Source organism: Rhizobium sp. KNZ2-6A, assembly GCF_056755475.1.
Map to the genome: position 1 here is coordinate 22,384 of NZ_JBNDIC010000048.1, position 19,873 is coordinate 42,256.

Below are 19,873 nucleotides of genomic sequence, written 5' to 3' on the forward strand. Positions count from 1 at the left end.
TTGCTCCGCCGCGGATCGGATCAAGCGTTGGCTTGACCTGACTTGCTGCCCTTGAACAGCTGCCATCTCGGCGTCGGCCAGCCGGCGGCGTTGATGCGGAAAAGCACGCCGTAACGGGAATAGACGATCGCCGTCATGAAGGAAAACCAACCGCCGAGCGCCAGGCCGGCGATGACGTCGCTTGGATAGTGCGCGCCGACCATGACGCGCGTGATCGCCAGCCACAGGGCACAGGCAGCGAAGATGTAGCGGTAACGCGGGAACATGAAAGCAAGCGCCACGAAGAGGGCGCCGATGGTGGTCGCATGGCCCGAGGGGAAGCTTTCGAAGCTGGCACGGCCGTTGAAGGGCGAGAAACCGAAAGGCCCCCAATCGGCAAAATGGGTGGGGCGGGCGCGGCCGATGGCGCGCTTAAGCAGATTGGCGAGAAGGCCGGAAAGCACGACCGTTGTCAGCAGGTAGCCGCCGATCTGGCAGATACGCAATGCCTTGCCGCGACAGCGCTGCGAATGCAGCAGACGGCTACCCGCCCAGCCCTCGAAGAACAGGAAGGCGCTAATGATGATAATCCACTCGGAATCGCCGAAATCCGTCAGCATTTTGCCGAAGAAGTGAAGGGGCGGCGAAAGGTTCTTGATGGTGGCCCCGACAGGCCAATCGAACAGAAGCGCCGAGAGAAGCACGATATTGGCTGTCAGGAAAAGGCAGATTTTCCAGTGAGACGGTGCAAGTGCCGCATCGCTTCGCCGCCAACGCCTATCGAGAGACGTCAAGATCGCCTGCATCTTCATCGCCCATTTTGATTTCCAATCAATTGGACGACTAGCAGGCTCCTGTAACAGTATTTTTAAGATCGCCGGTATCGGTCGATTCGAAGCCTCTCGCTCCTCAATCAAAAATACCCGCGCTGCGTTGCAGAGCGGGTTTCGTGTTTCACGTGAAATATATCATGCGATCTATCTGGCTTATGCCGAGAGGGCCTTGAATTCGGCCAGGATGGCGTCGCCCATTTCGGCGGTGCCGACCTGACGGCTGCCGGCCGACATGATGTCGCCGGTGCGGATGCCGCTGTCGAGCACGTTGGCGATCGCCTTTTCCAGCGCATCGGCTTCGGTAACCATGCCGAAGGAGTAGCGCAGGCACATGGCGAAGGAGGCGATCATGGCGATCGGGTTGGCGATGCCCTTGCCGGCGATATCGGGCGCCGAGCCGTGCACCGGCTCGTAAAGCGCCTTGCGCTTGCCGGTCTTGGCATCGGGCGCGCCGAGCGAAGCGGACGGCAGCATGCCGAGCGAGCCGGTCAGCATGGCCGCGACGTCGGACAGCATGTCGCCGAACAGGTTGTCTGTAACGATGACGTCGAACTGCTTCGGCTGGCGAACGAGCTGCATGCCGCCGGCATCGGCCAGCATATGCTCGAGCTGCACGTCGGAATATTTTTCCTTATGCGTCGCGGTGACGACCTGGTTCCAGAGCACGCCCGACTTCATGACGTTGCGCTTTTCCATCGAGCAGACGCGGTTGTTGCGGGTACGTGCCAGTTCGAAGGCGACGCCGGCAATGCGCTCGATCTCGTAGGTGTCGTAGACCTGGGTATCGATGCCGCGCTTCTGGCCGTTGCCGAGGTCGATGATTTCCTTCGGTTCGCCGAAATAGACGCCGCCGGTCAGTTCGCGGATGATGAGGATATCGAGGCCGTCGACCAGCTCCGGCTTCAGCGAAGAAGCAGACGCCAGCGCCGGATAGCAGATGGCCGGGCGCAGGTTGGCGAACAGCTGCAGATCTTTGCGCAGGCGCAGCAGGCCGGCTTCCGGGCGTACTTCATAAGGGACCGCATCCCACTTCGGGCCGCCGACGGCGCCGAAGAGCACGGCGTCGGCCGCCATCGCCTTTGCCATATCGGCTTCGGAGATCGCCGCGCCATGCGCATCATAGGCGCACCCGCCGACAAGGCCTTCGTCGGTAACGAAACCGGCGTTCTTCGCCTCGTTCATATAGGCGATGATCTTGCGAACTTCGCCCATGGCTTCGGGGCCGATGCCGTCGCCCGGCAGCAGGAAAAGATTGCGAACTGTCATGGGAAAGCCTCCGCGAAAGAAAAAGTTGCGCGTTTTTAGACCTGCAAATGCGGCTTTTCAAGCGAGGAAGGGGCCGAAACGGTACGGTTTTCGGGCTTTTGAGAGCAGCCACCCGCCCTCGCCCTTCGAGACGGCCCTTTGGGCCTCCTCAGGGTGAGGGCTAGCTCTTTCATCCTGCCGCAGTTCGTTTCGTCTTCATCCTGAGCCTATCGAAAGGATCGGAGGCTACCCTCGTCCTTCGAGGCTTCGCCTCCGGCTACGCACCTCATGATGAGGGCTTTCGGCTAGGCGCAAAAGATTAGCCCTCCTGGTGAGGAGGCCCAAAGGGCCGTCTCGAACCACGAGGGCGGGTGATTGATCCCCTTACTCGGCCAATCCGAGCGAGGCTAGATAAGCTGCCGATGCCGGGATCTTCGACTTGTCCTTGATCTCGATGATCAGGCGCGGATTGCTGCTAAGCTTGCCAAGGGCTGCAAAGACCGCGCGCCAGTGGATGCCGCCCTCGCCGAGGCTCCAGTGACGGTCGGCATAGCCGTCCGCGTCCTGCAGGTGGACATGCTGCAGGCGGTTGCCGGCGGCGTGGACGTAGTAGTCGACCGGCGGAGCGCCCGTATAGCCATGGGCATAATGGGCGTGGCCGGTATCGATCGACACGGCGACGGCGGGCGAATTGAAGCTGTCGGCAAGACCGACGCGGATATGGGGATCCTTGTCCTCGATATTCTCGATGACCATGGTGAGCCCGATGTCTTCGGCGCGCTTCACCGCATCCTTGAGCGTCAGATGCGTGTATTCGATGATCTTCTCGCGCTCGCCCTTGTTGTTGTCGAGGTTGTTGTAAGACCAGGACGTATAGGGGCTATGGATAACCATCTGCGTGGCGCCGATATTGGCGCAGACGTCAAGCGCCTGCAGCAGGCGCTTGGAGACGACGGCGCGGATATCCGGGTCCTGCGAGGCAATGACGAAGCCCCAGAACGGGCCATGGATGCCAAGGCGACCCTGGTGGCCAGCGAGCAGCTTTCGGGCACGCTCGGCCAGCGGAGCCCAGTCGCCATTGAGGATTTCAGCTTCGACGAAGCTCTGCAGTTCCAGGTCGCGCGGCTTTTCGAGCAACCAGTTGCGATGGATTTCGACGTCGTCAAGCGTCATGGCGGCGCCGACAATGGGAAGGGAGGTCATGGAGAGGCTCCATTGGAGAGGAATTCAGGGTGGGGAGAGAGGCCCGGAAAGGCCTCGGCACGCCTGTATGGACCCCCTTCTTGTCGATCATATTACAGCGGGTGGGAAAGATGATGTCCCGTTTCCTGAATTTGCGTTTCCCGCTTCTGGGGTGCCGCAACTGCGAGATAGTCCCCTCTCCCCGCTCGCGGGGAGAGGGTTAGGGTGAGGGGCTGTTTGCGAAGGCGAATTGCGCGGTCTTGTCGCTATTTGCGACGGGCGATCTGCAGAAACGGTGGAAGGTGCCTAGCCTACCGCTCTTCTTGTACAAAAACAAATCATAGGCCTCCACCAAGTCGATGGTCCGCGGCCCCTCACCCCAGCCCTCTCCCCGCAGGCGGGGAGAGGGGGCCTTTTCCGAAAAAAGCCGGGCAAAATGCCCGGCTTAGAAACGCTAGAGATAACGATGACCGATCAGGCGGCCCAGGGGCGCGATGCGGCGTTCGTCTTTTCGAAGCTGTCGATCGCCTTGGCCTTTTCCAGCGTCAGGCCGATATCGTCGAGGCCGTTCAGCAGGCAGTGGCGCTTGAATTCGTCGAGTTCGAACTTGAGCGAGCCGCCGTCCGGGCCGGTGATTTCGAGGTTTTCCAGATCGACCGTCAGAATGGCGTTGGAGCCGCGCGAGGCGTCGTCCATCAGCTTGTCGAGATCTTCCTGGCTGACCTTGATCGGCAGGATGCCGTTCTTGAAGCAGTTGTTGTAAAAGATGTCGGCGAAGCTTGTGGATATGATGCAGCGGATGCCGAAGTCGAGCAGCGCCCAGGGAGCGTGTTCGCGCGAGGAGCCGCAGCCGAAATTGTCGCCGGCGACGAGGATCTTGGCGTCCTGGTAGGCTGGCTTGTTCAGCACGAAATCTTCGTTCGGCGTGCCGTCTTCATTGTAGCGGGCTTCAGCGAAGAGCCCCTTGCCGAGACCCGTGCGCTTGATGGTCTTCAGATAATCCTTCGGGATGATCATGTCGGTATCGACATTGACGACCGGGAGGGGTGCCGCGACACCGGTCAACTTCACGAACTTGTCCATGGGGTCCTGCCTTCATTCTCGTCTAAGCACGAATTATCCTGCCAATAGAGCAAATCCGGCCCGAAATGAAGGAGAATCTTGGGAATGCCCTAAAATGCAGCGCCTTGGGTCGCATTCCATCCTTCGAGCACGTGTCCGAGCTTGGGCGAATGCGTTCGGCAGCCCACAAGGGGCCGCCCTCACCTGTTTCGACTTCAGAGGTCGATGATCGTGCCGCGACCGTCGTTCCAGATGCGCATTTCGCGCTGGCCGTTCGCCTTTGCCTTGGCATGCACCGGCGCCGGCTTCATGCGGAGCGAAATCGCACGGGCTGCCATGAGCACGGTCAGGATACCGCCGACGGCAAGCGTGACCGAAACGGTAAACAACGCCATGGCCGCAAACACGGTGATACCGGCAAGCGCGATGAACAGGGAACGGATATTCTGCATGGTCGAGACCTCTCTACATCAGGCAATGTGGTCCTCTTCCTTTCCCTCTGCAAGAGGAGCATGGCTTTTTGTTGACTTGCCCGGCGATCAAAAGCGCGGCAAAACAGCACAATGAGCCAGTCCGCGAGCCAAAACTCCCCTGCCCGTCCCGCCCGCCTGCGCCGTTCGGTCTTAAGCGTTCCCGCCAGCAACCGCCGCGCGCTGGACAAGCTTTCGAGCCTCGATTGCGACGCCGTCATCTTCGATCTCGAGGATTCGGTTTCGCCGGAAAAGAAGGCCGAGGCGCGGGAGAATTTGCGGGTCTTCTTCGCGGCCTCGCCGCTGCCGGGCAAGGAGCGGATCATCCGCATCAATGCGCTTTCCTCCAATTTCGGCGCCGACGACCTGGCGTTGGTTACGGAGTTGGGGCCGGATGCGGTGCTCTTGCCCAAGGTGGACGAGCCGCAGGATGTAACCGTTGTCAGCGACAGGCTCGCGGAAGCGGATGCGCCGGAAGACTTACGCATCTGGGCGATGATCGAGACGCCGCGCGGTATCCTGAATGCGGCCGCGATCGCCGAGGCCGGGCGCACGGCGGGCAGCCGGCTCGATTGCTTCGTCGTCGGCCTCAACGATCTCAGAAAGGAAACGGGTGTCCTGCCGCATCCCGGCCGCGCCTATCTCGTGCCCTGGCTGATGCAGGTAGTGCTTGCTGTCAGTGCCTATGGGCTCGAGGCCATCGACAGCGTCCTCAACGATTTCAAGGACGCGGCGGCGTTCGAGGCCGAATGCGGCCAGGGCCGCATCATGGGCTTTGCCGGCAAGATGCTGATCCATCCAAACCAGATCGAAGCGGCCAACCGGCATTTCGGGCTTGATGTAATAGCCATCGCCGAGGCTGAAGCCATCATATCAGCCTTTGCCGAGCCGGGTGCCGATGCTCTCAATGTCGTGAACCTGAACGGGCGGATGGTGGAGCGGCTGCACCTTGTCCAGGCGGAAAGACTGGTCCATAAAGCTCGCCTGATCGAGCAGCGCTCCATCGCCCTTCGACAGGCTCGGGGTGAGGGCTGATACGTTACGAAAGATGCTTTGATGAAACTCTATCGCTTCCTCACCGGTCCCGACGACGCGTCCTTCTGCCACAAGGTGACCGCGGCGCTGAACAAGGGCTGGGAGCTGTCGGGCTCGCCGACCTATGCCTTCAATGCCGCGACCGGCCAGATGCAGTGCGGTCAAGCCGTCCTCAAGAACGTGGCCGGCAAGGATTACGATCCGGAGATGAAGCTTTCGGAGCAGTAAGCGCCGGTTAAATCCTCAGCGAGGATCTCTCCCTCCCCGGCTCTCATCCGGTCGGGGCCGATATCAGCGATCCGTCGCCTCTTCGGCGCTTTCCTCGATACGCTCCATGTCCTCGTCGCTCAGGCCGAAATGGTGGCCGATCTCGTGGATGAGGACATGGGTGATGATATCGCCGAGGGTTTCCTCGTTCTCAGCCCAATAATCAATGATCGGCCGGCGGTAGAGGCGGATCTTGTTGGGCATATCGCCGGTTTGAGCGGTGTAGCGCTCCGATATGCCGCGACCCTCGAAGAGGCCGAGCAGGTCGAAGGGCGTTTCCAGCGCCATGTCCTCGAACACGTCGTCATCCGGGAAATCTTCGATGAGGATGATGAGGTTGCCGGTGAGCGAGCGAAATTCTTCCGGCAGGTGGCTATAGGCCTCCATTGCCAGAGATTCGAATGTGCTGATGGAGGGCGAGTGACGATCCCGCCAGTTTTCGCTCTGGTCAACGCGAGCCATGAATGCTTCCTTCCTTGGCTGGTCATATAGAGACTTTGCGAGGCTTTTACGAGAGCGGATTAGGGCGTGATACCGAAAAGTGTAAGAGCGGTTTTCGGACGACATCATGCTCTATTTATTTGATTTTAGGCCGAATTCAGATTTTGGGTCGAGTAGGCCTAAAACCATTCGGCCGCGGGCACAGGAATATTTTCTTATAAATTGGTGTTGACTCTTCTCCCGACCTCTGGAATCCATAAGAACATAACAGGAACATTACCGATCTGGAGTGAACGTCATGGCTGAGGCCGCCGTGGCGCGGGAAACGCTTTTTGCCCTGCGTGAAACCATTGCCAGACTGGAAGGCAGGCCGATCCCGGCGCTGGCAGCGGCGGCGCATGAGATGCTGGCGGCCAAGCCGGTCATGGGATCGGCAGGCATTGGAAAGCCTCTGCCTGCCCAACCCGGACCTGCTCAGGCTAAGCCTGCTCAGCCGTTTCTTGCGACCGACGTCGACGATCTCGACGTCGCTCTGCAAGGCGGTCTGCCGCTCGATGGGCTGACGGAAATCCGCTCGCTCGGCCTGCGCGATGCTGGGGCGGCGAGCGGCTTTACCCTTGCGCTTGCCGCGCGGCTGCATGCGCAAGCGTCAGGTACAGATGCGGCCACATCTCCGATCCTGTGGATCGGTGATACGGTCGCCACGATGGAGGCAGGTCTGCCCTATGCCATCGGCATCCGGAATTTCGGCCTGGAGCCCGAGGCTTTCCTGCAGGCTTCACCGCGCAAGCTGGAGGACGCGCTCTGGGTCGCGGAGGCGGCGCTTGGGAGTGCTGCCTTTGCTCTTGTCATTCTGGAAGTGCGCGGCAATCCGGCTCGTTTCGGCCTGACCGAAAGCCGGCGGCTGGCTTTGAGGGCCAAGGCGGCGGGGCGGCCCTTGTTTCTGTTGCGACAGGGAGGCGAGGAGGAGGTAAGCAGCGCCCTCTTCCGCTTTTCCGTCGAACCCGCGCCGGCGCTGGCGCGGCCCCTGCCGGACGGATCGGTGCTTGGCGGCAGCATCGGTCATCCGGCCTTTCGTCTGACCTTGGAAAAGAGCCGAAACCCGGCGCCTCTTTCCATAACCCTGGAGTGGAATGCCCATGACCGCCGCTTTGCCTCTATCCTCGACACTCAACGCCCTTCCCTTCCCGGCGAACACACAGCGCATTCTGGCGCTGACCTTTCCGCATCTGCCGACCGACCGCATCGCGCGCAAGCGCTGGGGCCTGTCCTGGCGTTCGACAGGCAGGCTTGAAGCGCCGCCGCTCGCCTGTGCCGGCAAGCTCAACAATGCCATGCGGCTCACCGCGCTCAACGAGCGTGCGGAGATGATCGGCCTGAAGCAGGGTCAGGGCGTGGCCGAGGCAAAGGCGATCTGTCCCGATCTCGATGTCGTCGAGGAGGATCCGGCCGCGGATCGCAAGCTTTTGGAAGCGATCGCCGACTGGTGCGACCGCTATACGCCGCTGGTGGCGATCGACGGCAAGGATGGTCTTTTTCTTGATATCACCGGTTGCGCCCATCTCTTCGGCGGTGAAGAGGCACTGCTCGAGGACATCTTGATCCGGATTTCCCGATTGGGGCTCGATGTGCGCGGCGCCATTTCCTCCGCGCCTGGCCTCTCCTGGGCGGTCGCTCGTTTCGACGAAAGCCGTGTCGTTCCTTCGGAAGCCATGGAAGAGGCCCTGGCGCCACTGCCCGTGGCGTCTCTGAGGCTTGGGGAAGAGACCATTGCCGCGTTGCAGAAGCTGGGATTGAAGCAGGTGGGCGACCTTCTGGCCGCGCCGCGTGCGCCGCTTGCCCGCCGTTTCGGCGCGCAGTTGATGTTGCGGCTCGATCAGGCCGCCGGCCTCGTCGAGGAGCCGATCTCGCCGCGTCGTCCGGTGGCGCAATTGTCGGCCGAGCGCCGGCTGGCCGAGCCGGTGCAGGCGGAAGCCGATATTCTCATGCTTGCCCGCCAGCTTGCCGAAACGCTGAAGCCGGGATTGGAGGCGCGTGGTGTCGGTGGCCGCTCCTTCGAGCTTTTGTTGTTCAGGGTGGATGGGGCAGTCTTCCGCATTGCCGCCGGCGCATCGCAGCCGCTGCGGGAGCCGAGCCGGATCGCAAGTCTGTTTACGGAGCGTTTTGGCGCCATTCATGACGATCTCGATGTCGGCTATGGTTTCGAGATCGTCCGTCTCAATGTTCTTCAACATGCGCCTTTCGACGCGATGCAAGGAGATTTCGTCGGAGAAGGCCGTCAGGACGGGTCGCTCGCCGCTTTTGTCGACCGGGTGACCGCGCGGCTGGGGCCGGATTGCCTGCAGGGGTTCGAGCTGCGGCAGAGCCATATTCCCGAGCGGGCGATACGGCCGGTGCCGGCCATGGATGTTCTTGCCGCTCGCAGACGGGCGGGTACCGACTATGTCGGCTACGGCTTTTCCCGGGGCGAGCGGCCGCTGCGGCTGTTTCGCATGCCGGAGCCGATCGAAGCCGTTGCCGCCGAAGTGCCCGATGGCCCGCCTCGGCAATTCCGCTGGCGGCGTGTCATGCATCGGGTCAACCGGGCCGAAGGGCCGGAGCGGCTTTCGGCGGAATGGTGGACCGAGGAAAGGCAAGAGCCTGCCCGCGATTATTTTCAGGTCGAGGATGACGAGGGCCATCGCTTCTGGCTGTTCCGCAAGGGGCTCTACGGCCAGACCGCAACGCCGCCGGACTGGTATATGCATGGGGTCTTCGCATGAACGCGCGCCCGAGCTTCCATGAACCCGTGCCTTTCTTCGAGATCGGGGTGAGAACGAACTTCTCCTTTCTCGAAGGCGCCTCGCATCCGGAAGAGATGGTGGCGCAGGCCGCCTTTCTGAGGCTTTCCGGATTTGGGATTGCCGACCGCAATTCGGTTGCCGGCGTGGTCAAGGGGCATGCGCATACCAAGGTTCTCCAGGCGAAATATGAAGACGTCATCAAGGAAAATCTTGTGCTTCGAGCCCAGGGGAAGCCGGAAAAGCCGTTCCTGAAGCCGGTTCGTTTCCAGCCCGGCGCCCGCCTGGTTTTTGCGGACGGCACGCCCGACATTCTTGCCTATCCGGAGAATCGCAAGGGCTGGGGGCATCTCTGCCGGCTGTTGAGCGCCGGCAATCTCAATGGCGAGAAAGGCGTCTGCATCCTCAACGAAAGCGACCTGATGGAATGGGGCGACGAGATGATGTTGGCGCTCATTCCCGATGCGGCAAGCGTCGAGACGTCGGAGGGGCAGGCAAAGCTTGAGGAATGCCTGAAGCGGCTATGGATGCGCTTTGGCAGGAAATTCCATATGGTCCTGTCGCCGGCCTATGACGGGCGGGATCGGCTGGTCTTTGCCACGCTCTCCATCATCGCGCAGCGCAACGGCGTGCGGCTGATCGCCAGCAATCAGCCGCTCTATCACGCAACCGAGCGCAAGCCGCTTGCCGATATCGTCGTTTCGATCCGCGAGCATGTGCCGATCGCCGAGGCCGGCTTCAAACTTGCCGCGAATGCCGAGCGCTTTATGAAGGACGCCGCCGAAATGGCGCGCCTTTTCCGGGATTATCCGAAGGCGATCGCCAATACGCAGAAATTTTTTAGCCGGCTGTCTTTTTCGCTGGATGAGCTGAAGCATAATTATCCCGACGAAAGCACTGACGGCGAGACCGTTGCGGAAACGCTGAAGCGGCTGACATGGGAGGGGGCGGCATGGCGTTATCCCGACAAGATACCTGAAGATGTCTCGATACAGATCAAGCATGAACTCGAACTCATTCGCGAGAAGAAATACGAGCCCTATTTCCTGACGGTGCGCCGGATCATGGAGTTTGCCCGCAGCAAGAATATCTTATGTCAGGGGCGTGGTTCGGCTGCTAATTCCGTGGTCTGCTATTGCCTTGGAATCACCGAGGTCAATCCGAAGATTACGACGCTTTTGTTCGAGCGCTTCATCTCGACGGAGCGTGAAGAGCCGCCTGACATCGATGTCGATTTCGAGCATGAGAAGCGTGAAGAGGTCATCCAGTTTATCTATGACCATTACCACATCGAACACGCCGGGCTGACGGCGGCGGTCACCAGCTATCGGGCGCGCTCGGCTGGCCGCGAAGTGGCGAAAGCCTTCGGCCTGTCCGAGGATGTGCAGTCTGCCCTTGCGAGTGGCGTCTGGGGCTGGTCGACGGAGGAATTGTCCGAGCGCGAGGCAAAGATTGCCGGCCTCGATCTCAAGGATAAGACGACACGCAACGTGCTTTCCTACGCTTCGACACTGATGGGTTTTCCGCGGCATCTGACCCAGCATGTCGGCGGTTTCGTCATCACTCGGGATCGGCTGGATGAAGTCGTGCCGATCATGCATACGGCGATGGATGATCGCTACATGATCGAGTGGAACAAGGACGATCTCGACAATCTCAACATATTGAAGATCGACGTGCTGGCGCTCGGCATGCTGACCTGTCTTGCCAAGGCTTTCGACCTGTTGCTGCTGCATTACGATGTGAAGAAGGAGCTCGCCGATCTTGGTTATGCCAATTATCCCGATGGTGGACCGGTCTATGACATGATCTGTCGCGCCGACACGATCGGTGTCTTTCAGATCGAGAGCCGGGCGCAGATGAGCATGCTGCCGCGCCTTAGACCCCGGGAATTCTATGATCTTGTCATCGAGGTGGCGATCGTCCGGCCCGGTCCTATCCAGGGCAATATGGTGCATCCCTATCTCAAGCGGCGGGAAGCCGATCGGGCGGGAAAGGAGCTAGACTATCCGAGCGAAGAGCTGAAAGAGGTGCTGAAGCGCACGCTGGGCGTTCCCCTGTTTCAGGAACAGGCTATGCAGATCGCCATTACGGCAGCGGGCTTTAAGCCCGCGGAGGCTGACAAGTTGCGCCGGGCAATGGCGACCTTCAAGCGAACCGGGACTATCCATACCTTCGAGGAGAAGATGGTCGAGGGCATGGCTGCAAAGGGATATGATCGCGAGTTCGCCAAGAACTGTTTCGAGCAGATCAAGGGCTTCGGCGAATATGGCTTCCCCGAGAGTCACGCGGCTTCCTTCGCCCTCCTCGTCTACGCCTCTTCCTGGCTCAAGGCCTATTATCCCGATGTCTTCTGCGCGGCGATCCTCAATGCACAGCCGATGGGTTTCTATGCGCCGGCGCAGCTGGTGCGCGATGCGCGCGAGCATGGCGTCGAGGTGCGGCCCGTGGATGTCAATCGTTCCAGCTGGGATTGCCTGCTGGAGCGGGGGCGCTTCGATAAGGATGCGGTCGAGCCGCGCCATGCGTCGATGCGCGGGATCATCAGGACGCAATGTGCCGTTCGTCTCGGCTTCCGGCAGGTCAAGGGTCTGTCCGAGGATGAGATGAAGCAGCTTGTCGAGCGCCGTGGCGATGGCTATCGGTCCGTGCGCGATCTCTGGCTGCGCTCCGGGCTTGCCAAGGCACAGATCGAGCGCCTGGCGGATGCGGATGCGTTCGGCTCTATCGGCCTCAGCCGACGGGAGGCGCTATGGGCGGTGCGGGCGCTCGATGCCGGCAGTGCGGCCGAAAAGCTTCCTCTCTTCGATCTCAGCGATCATACGGAGCTGCAGCTTGAGCCGGCGGTTGCGCTGCCGGAAATGCTGCCCGGCGAGCAGGTCATCGAAGATTATCGCTATCTGTCGCTGTCGCTGAAAGCGCATCCGGTTTCCTTCCTGCGCGCCGATTTCGCGCGGCAGGGCATCGTGCAAAGCCGTGATCTGCCCAAGGTGGCAAATGGGCGGATGGTGACGATCGCAGGCCTGGTGCTGGTGCGCCAGCGGCCGGGTTCGGCCAAGGGGGTGATCTTCATGACCCTGGAGGACGAGACCGGTGTTGCCAATGCGATCGTCTGGCGGAAAAAATTCGAGAAATACCGCGCCATCGTCATGGGCGCGCGGCTAGTGAAGATCCGCGGTCGGCTGCAGAGCGAGAGCGGCGTCATCCATGTGGTGGTCGATCATATCGAGGACATGACGCCGGCGCTCGGCATTCTGCAGCGCGAGGCGCGGCGTTTCGGCGTCAGCGATCGGGCGGATGAGGCGCTGCGGCCGACCATGGATGTCAGGCAGAAGGAGAAGCCCCCTCTGCTGCTCCCCGAAGCCGGTGCCGGGGCAGCGGCGGAAGGCCGCAGCAATGGCGCCGAAACGGCCAGAGTCATGCCGCGGGGACGCAACTTCCATTGAGATTCCGGGCTTCGCACCCCGGATAAAAGGCTAGCGGCCCTGTCGGTGGATGAATTCGAATCGATTCTTTCTTGACAAAGGGCGTCTTCTTTAGCAGATAACAAGACAGCGAATGTCATGTTTGACGGGCTGAACGAAGAATGCTGGTTTGCAGTTGTAATTACATCACCGACAAGGAAATCAGGGACGTCATCACTGAACTCCTCGATCAGGACTGTTGGCAGCTCATCGTTCCCGCCAAGGTTTATCACGCCATGGAAAAACGCGGCCGTTGCTGCGGCTGTTTCCCGAATGTCGTTGATATCATTATACAGACAACCGAAGATTATCATGCCCGTCGCCACTCGACGGAAACCGAAATTTTTGATTTCATGTCCCGCCTGAAAAAATTCCATGAAGACAACAGGAGAGCGGACATTGAAAGGCGACAAAAAAGTCATCGAGCGGCTTAACGAGGCGCTGTTTCTCGAGCTTGGCGCAGTCAATCAGTATTGGGTTCATTATCGACTCCTTGAGGACTGGGGCTACACCAAACTTGCCAAAAAAGAGCGTGCTGAATCCATCGAAGAGATGCAGCATGCCGATCGTCTCGTCGCCCGCATCATCTTTCTCGAAGGTCATCCGAACCTGCAGACACTGGCGCCGCTGCGCATCGGCCAGAATGTCAAGGAAGTGCTGGAGGCCGATCTCGCCGGCGAATACGACGCCCGCACGGCCTACAAGAAATCCCGCGACATCTGTCACGATGCCGGCGACTATGTTTCGATGAAGCTGTTCGAAGAGCTCCTGGCGGACGAGGAAGGCCATATCGACTTCCTGGAAACCCAGCTTGATCTGCTCGGGAAGATCGGCGAAGCCAAATACGGCCAGCTCAACGCTGACTCCGCCGATTCCGCGGAATAACCAAGCCTTGATGAACCGGTCGCTTTGCGACCGGTTCTCTTCGCTCAGTCCTCGGCCTTCAGTCTTCGGCCCTGAGTTTGGCGAGATGGCTGAATTCCGAGACGACCCGTTCGTAGACCGACCGCTTGAAGGTAACGATCAGACCGGGCAACGCTTCCATCGGCTTCCATTCCCAGGCGTCGAATTCCGGTTCATGGCCGCCCGGCGGCGGGTTGATGGCGATCTCGCTTTCGTCGCCATCGAAGCGGAAGGCAAACCAGCGCTGCGTCTGGCCGCGAAACTTTCCCTTCAGGCCGATACCGATCAGCTGCGGCGGCAGATCGTAATTGATCCAGTCCTTCGCTTCCGCCAGCAGAGTCACGGTTTTCATGCCGGTTTCCTCGTATAGCTCGCGATAGGCGGCCTTCAGCGCATCTTCCCCGTTGTCTATGCCGCCCTGCGGCATCTGCCAGAGCTGCGGCGAGCCGTCATATTCGGAATTGCCGATCGGAATGCGCCGTCCGGCCCAGACCAGGCCATCCCGGTTCAGGATCATGATGCCGACACAGGGACGGTAGGGCAGGTCTTCGGCTCTCACGGGGGCGTGGGGCGTGCTCATCTTTCTCTCCAGCGATCAGGGATGCTTCGGGTCTTCGGCAAGCGCCGAAACCGCTACGATTTCAATGCCGCGCATGGCGGCCTCCTCACTCCATTTGCTGATGGCGTCGACGCTCTCGTCGAAGGCGGAGGCAACGCCGATCGCCGAACCGTTGCGGCGGGCAATGCGCTCCAGTTCGTCGAGCTTTTTCAGGATCGCGTCCTGCTGCAGCTCTCCGTCGAGCTGGATATCGGCAAGGGCATGCGGCACTTCCAACGTTTTCGACAGCGTTCCGGATTTCGATTGTGCCGAAGAGCCGTCATCCAGGAACAGCAGGCCGCGTTTGCCGACGTCGCGCAGCACCGGCTCCAGGGCATTCGGATTGGCAAGGAAGCGACCGCCGAGATAGTTCATGACGCCGGTATAATTGGTGATCTTACCCATCGCCTTGTGCAGGTTGTCGACATTCTTCGCCGATGACAGCGAGGTCAGCAGCGTATCCGGTCCGGGATTGTTGCCGGGGTAGTCGAAAGGCTCGAAGGGCACCTGGATGAGGATCTCGTGGCCGCCGCGCCTGGCTTCCTGCATCCATCGCTGCAGGCTGTTGCCGCTGGCGGCAAAGGCGAGCGTGATTTCCTCCGGCAACTTCTCGATGGCGCGCTGGGTGCCGGTCTGGCTGAGGCCGAGACCGCTGACAACGATGGCGATGCGCGTGCCGCGGGCGCCGGACCAGGGCCGTGCATATTGATCCATTGGCCGGAGGCCGCTCGACGAGATAATCGGCAGCTTGCCGAAGGGCGAATCCTCCAGCAGGCTCTCGTTCGGCGTCGCCGCCATGCGCGGGTCCTGGCCCACCTGATTGGCATTGATCAATACCGGGCCGCTGCCGTCGCGATTGCCGGGGCTGAACATGGTGACGACCGAACCGTCATCGGTGACGACGCGCGTCGTATTGGCGCCGGATTGCGGATCGACCTGGGTCAGGGCCGACTGGCCGTTTGGCGCAGGCTTCGTTTCGGCTAGCGGCGCGGGCTCTTCCTTCTTTGCGGTCTCTATCGACTTGGTTTTCTGGAGTTCGTCGCGTTGCAGCGCCGAATAGAGGGAGAAGCAGGCAATCGCGATCAGACAGAGGCCGCCGAGAATGCGCCCAAAGGGTGGGAGACGCCGCTGGCGGCCGGGGCGGCGATTCTGTCCCAACGGTGCATGCAGATCCGTTCCCAAAGGTCCTATCCACTCCAAGCGGAAAACTGTATCGGCCTCGAGCATTCCCCTCGCCGCCGAGCGGTAAAATGCCCGCAACACTCAAAGTGCTAAAACATTAGCAAAACTGTTTTTGAACAAAGCCGATGTCATTCGGCCGAGGAGAGCGGAACGGTACGCAATCCCGCTCGCCGCTTATGAAAGCGCCGGGTCTGTTTCCAGCCCGGCGCCGTCTCCTTACTTGGAGGAAACTGCCTTTTCCGGGTTCGGCGGGAAGGACGGATCCGTCTTGGCGCCGCGCAGCAGGTCGAGCGCGTAGTTGAGTTGGATATCGTCCTTCGGATCCGGCGGCACATAGGCCGAAGAACCGGACCCCTTGTCGGTTTCGCTCTGGCCCTTGATGTGACCCGGCAGGCTGGATTCGCCTTCCGTCGTCAGCTTGCCCTTCAGATCATCCGGCAGCGGCTGGTCAACCTTGATGTCAGGCGTGATGCCGGTGCCCTGGATCGAGCGGCCCGAGGGCGTGTAGTAGAGCGCCGTCGTCAGGCGAAGCGCGCCGTTGCCATCGCCCAGCGGGATGATCGTCTGAACGGAGCCCTTGCCGAAGGACTGGGTGCCGAGGACGGTGGCGCGACGCAGATCCTGCAGGGCGCCGGCAACGATTTCCGAAGCCGAAGCCGAGCCGCCATTGGTGAGCACGATGATCGGCTTACCGTCGGTCAGATCGCCGGGCGTGGCGTTGAAGCGTCGGGTTTCGTCCGGATTGCGGCCGCGGGTCGAAACGATCTCGCCACGCTCGAGCACGTCGTCGGCGACGTTGATCGCCTGGTCGAGCAGGCCGCCTGGGTTGAGGCGCAGGTCGAGGACATAGCCTTTCAGCTTGTCGGCCGGAATATCCTTCTTGATCTTGGCGATCGCGGCTTCGAGGTCCGGCGTCGTCTTTTCCGTGAAGGAGATGATGCGGATATAGCCGACATCGCCTTCTTCGCGCGACTTGACGGCGGCAACGGCGATCACGTCACGAATGACGGTGAGTTCGATCGGCTTGTCGGCGCCCTTGCGCATCAGGGTGAGCTTGATCGGCGTCTTGACCGGACCGCGCATCTTCTCGACGGCGTCTTCCAGCTTCAGGCCGCGAACGGACTGGCCGTCGATCGCGGTGATGTAGTCGCCGGCGAGAACGCCGGCCTTGGCGGCGGGCGTATCGTCGATCGGGGTGATGACCTTGACGAGGTCGTTGTCCATCGTCACTTCAATGCCGAGACCGCCGAATTCACCCTTGGTCTGGGTGCGCATGTCTTCGGCGTCCTTGGCATTCATATAGCTCGAATGCGGATCCAGAGAGGTCAGCATGCCGTTGATGGCGGCTTCGATGAGCTTGTCTTCCTGCGGCGGCGTCACATACTGCGCGCGGACGCGCTCAAAGACGTCGCCGAAAATCGACAGCTCCTTGTAGGTGGAAGTGCCAGCGGCTTCCGCCGGCGCTACCGCCGAGTAGATAACGCCCATCGCGGTCGCACCCATCAATGCGCCGACGAGAACAAGAGAAGCCCTACGTATCATTGCGTGCCTTTCCAGTGTCTTTGGAGGTCCACCAAGGCCGAGAATCGACCGGTTTTCCATCTTTTCTGAATTCAATGTAAAGCGTTGGCCGATCCGTTTCCAGCGCCAAAGCGGTCGCGCTCGCGACTCTTTTTTGGCCCATCGTGGCGAGCGGCTCGCCGGCGAAGACGAATCTGCCCGGACGCGTCTTGATCGCGTCCATTCCCGACAGAACCATGTGATAGCCGTCGCCCGTATCCAGAATGATCATCTGACCGTAGCTGCGAAACGCGCCGGCGTAGACAACCGTGCCGTCGGCGGGAGCCGTGACGAGTGCTTCCGGACCCGTTGCAATGGTGAACCCCATCGCCGTATGGCCGGTACCGTCGTCGTCGCCGAACTGGCGGAGGGTATCGCCCGCCACGGGCAGCTCCAACTTCTGTTTAAGGTCCGAGAAGGGATATGCGGGCGTAATGCGGTTTTTATCGGGCACGCCGTTCTCGGCCAGGGCTTTCGCCTGCTCCCGCTGCTGCTCGGTCATTTGCGCTCGGCGCGCCTCTTCCGCACGCGCGGCAGCCGCGGCGTCGCGCACCGAGCCGATCTGGCTTTCGAGCGAGGCGACGAGCCCTTCCAGGCTGGTTGCCTGGCCCGCCAGTTCCTCGGCGCGCTTGCGTTCGGCACCGAGCTGGGCGGCATTCTGTTTGCTGTGCTTGTCGTTTTCGGCAATCAGCAGATCCATGCGCCGCTCCTCCTCCAGACTGTTGGTCATGGTGGTGGTGAAGCTCGCCTTTTCGGCGGCCGCGTCGGCATGCAGCTTGCTGAGATCCGTGAGATCGGCGATGAGCTTGTCCGTCTCCCTGCGCATCCCAGGCACGACGGCGCCGAGGAGAATGGCGCTGCGCACCGAGGCGAGCGCATCGTCCGGCGTGACCAGCAGCGCCGGTGGAGGATTACGGCCCATACGCTCCAGCGCACCCAGCACTTCGGCCAGCAGGGCGCGGCGATCATGCAGGGAAGCGCGGATCTTACCTTCCTTGACGGCAAGATCCGTCAGCGTCTTCTCGCTCTGCTGGATCTTGCGATCCAGCTCCTTGCGGCGGGCGGCGCTGTCGATCAGTGCCTGGCGCAGGCTGTCGGTGCTCTTGTCGAGCGATGCGATGCTGTTTTCCAGCTCTTTCGTCTTGTCGGAGGAGAGATTGATCGTCTTCGACAGCTCGTCCAGCTGGGCACGGGTTTCGTCGCGCTTGCGGGCGAGATCCCCTGCCGGGTCGGGCGCCTGCTGCGCCGGCGGCACCGATGCGGTCGTCGCGGCGCGATCGTCAGGCGTTTGCGGTGCGGTGGCATCAGCCTCCTGCGCCACGGCCACCCGCAGAGGGAAGGGGCCGGCCACATAAGCGGCCACACCGAGACATGCCGCCAGAGGTGGCAGCAGAAGACGGGAAAGCGTGGGCTGGGCTTTTCTCATCCAGTCGGTTCGGGCCTGGTCCCTTCGGATCGCGTGAAATTAAGCTGATTTGCCGCGATCGGCTAGAGCGGTTCAGCTCTTCACGGAATCTCTGAGCCGCTCTATCTCTTTGTTGTCTCGCAATTCCGCACGGAAAACCGCTACGCACTTTTCCGGGAATTGCTCTAGGAAGCATCGTCATTTTCAGGGCGGGAATCAAAACACGCCTGTGTGAGCGTTTCGTTAACGCAAAAAGCCTGAAAGCCAAACTGTTTTCGAAGCCGGAAAGAGCGATTACACCCGGTGGTAGGGGTGGCCGGAGAGGATGGTGACGGCGCGGTAGAGCTGTTCGGCAATGAGGATGCGCACGAGCTGGTGCGGCCATGTCAGCTTGCCGAGGCAAATGGTCATGTCGGCCTTGTCGTAGAGGGATGGATCGAGGCCGTCGGCGCCGCCAATGGCGATCGTCAGGTCGCGTTTGCCCTGATCGCGGTATGTCCCGAGCATGGCGGCGAAGGCTTCGCTGTCGAGCGCCTTGCCGCGTTCGTCGAGAAGGATCAGGATGCCGCCTTCGGGGTGCGCCTTCTGCAGCAGGCCCGCCTCTTCGCGCTTGCGGGTCTCGCTATTGGAGGCGCGGCTTTCGGCAACCTCGGTCATGCGCGCCATTTCCAGGCCGATGGCCGGCCCGGCCTTGGCGAAACGGTCGAGATAGCGAGCCGCAAGATCCTTTTCCGGGCCGGCCTTCAGCCGTCCCACCGCAAAAAGACCTATCCGCATTCCCGCTCCCAAGCATATCCGCCGTCATGGCGGCACAAAACAAACCGTTGCCGAAAGCTGATGTCCGGCGATCTAAAGCTGCCTACCGGGCCGGGAGGTGTTCCGGGGTCGGTTAGTGCAACGTGCCTTCGTCGAGATCGGGAGCCGCCCACATCTTTTCGATGTTATAGAACTCGCGGATCTCCGGTCGGAAGACATGAACGATGATGTCGCCGGTGTCGATCAACACCCAGTCGCCGCCATCGAGACCCTCGACGCGGGCATTGCCGAAGCCCTCGTCCTTGAGATCGGTCATGAGATGGTCGGCAATCGCCACGACATGGCGGTTCGATCGGCCGGAGACGACGACCATGTAGTCTCCCAGCGCGGATTTGCCAGCAATGTCGATGGTGACGATATTTTCGGCCTTGGAATCCTCGAGGCTTACGAGGACGGCTTGCAGGGCGCGGGCAGCGGCATCGGCGCCACGTTCCGAGCTCTTCGGGATAACGACAGGCGTTCTTCCCTTGGCGTGTACTGTTGTCAGTGCTCTTCCTTCCTTGAATAACAGAACATGCACGTAAGTGATCTGAGTCGATCACCCTCTAAAGATAGGCATCAAAGCATTAAGGTTTCAAGACGCCAACGGCCATCTTGGGGCGTTCAGGACAAGGATTTGTGTCTGAATAGGGCTCTTTCGCACCAGATATG

The 19,873-nt window shown here is 61.0% G+C and carries 18 protein-coding genes and 1 pseudogene; 7 read left to right on the forward strand and 12 right to left on the reverse strand.

Features of this window, described 5'->3' with window-relative positions; all coding sequences use genetic code 11:
* Nucleotides 1–20 precede the first annotated feature (20 nt).
* From lpxE to ACPYOP_RS26115, 5 genes are all read right to left on the reverse strand, one after another.
* Nucleotides 21–785 carry a lipid A 1-phosphatase LpxE gene (gene lpxE, locus ACPYOP_RS26095; RefSeq protein ID WP_481413172.1) on the reverse strand — a complete coding sequence of 255 codons (765 nt, stop codon included), beginning with the start codon at nt 783–785 and terminating at the stop codon, nt 21–23.
* A gap of 180 nt (nt 786–965) precedes the next feature.
* Nucleotides 966–2,078 (reverse strand): 3-isopropylmalate dehydrogenase, encoded by a 1,113-nt coding sequence (leuB, locus tag ACPYOP_RS26100; protein WP_481413173.1) that lies wholly within the window; start codon nt 2,076–2,078, stop codon nt 966–968.
* Nucleotides 2,079–2,441: 363 nt separating this feature from the next.
* Entirely contained in the window at nt 2,442–3,260 is an 819-nt protein-coding gene (locus tag ACPYOP_RS26105; RefSeq protein ID WP_481413174.1) for a sugar phosphate isomerase/epimerase family protein, read from the reverse strand.
* A gap of 453 nt (nt 3,261–3,713) precedes the next feature.
* Entirely contained in the window at nt 3,714–4,322 is a 609-nt protein-coding gene (gene leuD, locus ACPYOP_RS26110; RefSeq protein ID WP_481413175.1) for a 3-isopropylmalate dehydratase small subunit, read from the reverse strand.
* 194 nt (nt 4,323–4,516) lie between these two features.
* Nucleotides 4,517–4,753 (reverse strand): hypothetical protein, encoded by a 237-nt coding sequence (locus ACPYOP_RS26115; RefSeq protein ID WP_168841937.1) that lies wholly within the window; start codon nt 4,751–4,753, stop codon nt 4,517–4,519.
* A 111-nt stretch (nt 4,754–4,864) separates the two neighbouring features.
* On the opposite strand from ACPYOP_RS26115, the gene ACPYOP_RS26120 reads away from it, so the two are divergent.
* Both ACPYOP_RS26120 and ACPYOP_RS26125 read left to right on the forward strand, forming a co-directional pair.
* Nucleotides 4,865–5,806 carry an HpcH/HpaI aldolase/citrate lyase family protein gene (locus tag ACPYOP_RS26120; protein WP_481413176.1) on the forward strand — a complete coding sequence of 314 codons (942 nt, stop codon included), beginning with the start codon at nt 4,865–4,867 and terminating at the stop codon, nt 5,804–5,806.
* Nucleotides 5,807–5,827: 21 nt separating this feature from the next.
* Nucleotides 5,828–6,034, forward strand: a complete 207-nt coding sequence (locus ACPYOP_RS26125) for a DUF1737 domain-containing protein (RefSeq protein WP_481413177.1) — start codon at nt 5,828–5,830, stop codon at nt 6,032–6,034.
* 63 nt (nt 6,035–6,097) lie between these two features.
* Here ACPYOP_RS26125 and ACPYOP_RS26130 read toward each other — a convergent pair whose 3' ends face one another.
* Nucleotides 6,098–6,535: a metallopeptidase family protein gene (locus ACPYOP_RS26130; protein WP_120666259.1), complete on the reverse strand. Its 438-nt coding sequence runs from the start codon at nt 6,533–6,535 to the stop codon at nt 6,098–6,100.
* A gap of 277 nt (nt 6,536–6,812) precedes the next feature.
* Here ACPYOP_RS26130 and ACPYOP_RS26135 point away from each other — a divergent pair, with 277 nt between their 5' ends.
* The 5 genes from ACPYOP_RS26135 (at nt 6,813) to bfr (ending at nt 13,643) form a co-directional block, all read left to right on the forward strand.
* Nucleotides 6,813–7,808, forward strand: coding sequence for an ImuA family protein (locus ACPYOP_RS26135; RefSeq protein ID WP_481413178.1), 996 nt, complete (start codon nt 6,813–6,815; stop codon nt 7,806–7,808).
* Between the two features lie 40 nt (nt 7,809–7,848).
* Nucleotides 7,849–9,276, forward strand: coding sequence for a Y-family DNA polymerase (locus tag ACPYOP_RS26140; RefSeq protein ID WP_481413198.1), 1,428 nt, complete (start codon nt 7,849–7,851; stop codon nt 9,274–9,276).
* On the forward strand, nt 9,273–12,740 hold the full coding sequence (locus ACPYOP_RS26145; RefSeq protein ID WP_481413179.1) for an error-prone DNA polymerase: 3,468 nt from the start codon (nt 9,273–9,275) through the stop codon (nt 12,738–12,740). The genes ACPYOP_RS26140 and ACPYOP_RS26145 overlap by 4 nt, the downstream gene beginning before the upstream one ends.
* 140 nt (nt 12,741–12,880) lie before the next feature.
* Entirely contained in the window at nt 12,881–13,192 is a 312-nt protein-coding gene (locus ACPYOP_RS26150; protein WP_481413180.1) for a (2Fe-2S)-binding protein, read from the forward strand.
* Nucleotides 13,158–13,643, forward strand: coding sequence for a bacterioferritin (gene bfr / locus ACPYOP_RS26155; RefSeq protein ID WP_149637944.1), 486 nt, complete (start codon nt 13,158–13,160; stop codon nt 13,641–13,643). Before ACPYOP_RS26150 ends, bfr begins: the two co-directional genes overlap by 35 nt.
* Nucleotides 13,644–13,701: 58 nt before the next feature.
* On the opposite strand, the gene ACPYOP_RS26160 is transcribed toward bfr, so the two are convergent.
* The 6 genes and pseudogenes from ACPYOP_RS26160 to rsfS form a co-directional block, all read right to left on the reverse strand.
* A complete protein-coding gene (locus ACPYOP_RS26160; protein ID WP_481413181.1) occupies nt 13,702–14,241 on the reverse strand; it encodes an RNA pyrophosphohydrolase in 540 nt (179 codons plus the stop codon).
* 15 nt (nt 14,242–14,256) lie between these two features.
* Nucleotides 14,257–15,441 (reverse strand): divergent polysaccharide deacetylase family protein, encoded by a 1,185-nt coding sequence (locus ACPYOP_RS26165; RefSeq protein WP_481413182.1) that lies wholly within the window; start codon nt 15,439–15,441, stop codon nt 14,257–14,259.
* Nucleotides 15,442–15,657: 216 nt separating this feature from the next.
* Nucleotides 15,658–16,983: a S41 family peptidase gene (locus ACPYOP_RS26170; protein ID WP_481413183.1), complete on the reverse strand. Its 1,326-nt coding sequence runs from the start codon at nt 16,981–16,983 to the stop codon at nt 15,658–15,660.
* Nucleotides 16,973–18,427, reverse strand: coding sequence for a murein hydrolase activator EnvC family protein (locus ACPYOP_RS26175; RefSeq protein WP_481413184.1), 1,455 nt, complete (start codon nt 18,425–18,427; stop codon nt 16,973–16,975). The genes ACPYOP_RS26170 and ACPYOP_RS26175 overlap by 11 nt, the downstream gene beginning before the upstream one ends.
* Before the next feature lie 273 nt (nt 18,428–18,700).
* Nucleotides 18,701–19,183, reverse strand: a complete 483-nt coding sequence (gene rlmH, locus ACPYOP_RS26180) for a 23S rRNA (pseudouridine(1915)-N(3))-methyltransferase RlmH (RefSeq protein ID WP_481413185.1) — start codon at nt 19,181–19,183, stop codon at nt 18,701–18,703.
* Nucleotides 19,184–19,295: 112 nt separating this feature from the next.
* Nucleotides 19,296–19,738 (reverse strand): annotated as a pseudogene (rsfS, locus tag ACPYOP_RS26185) (ribosome silencing factor).
* Nucleotides 19,739–19,873: the final 135 nt, after the last annotated feature.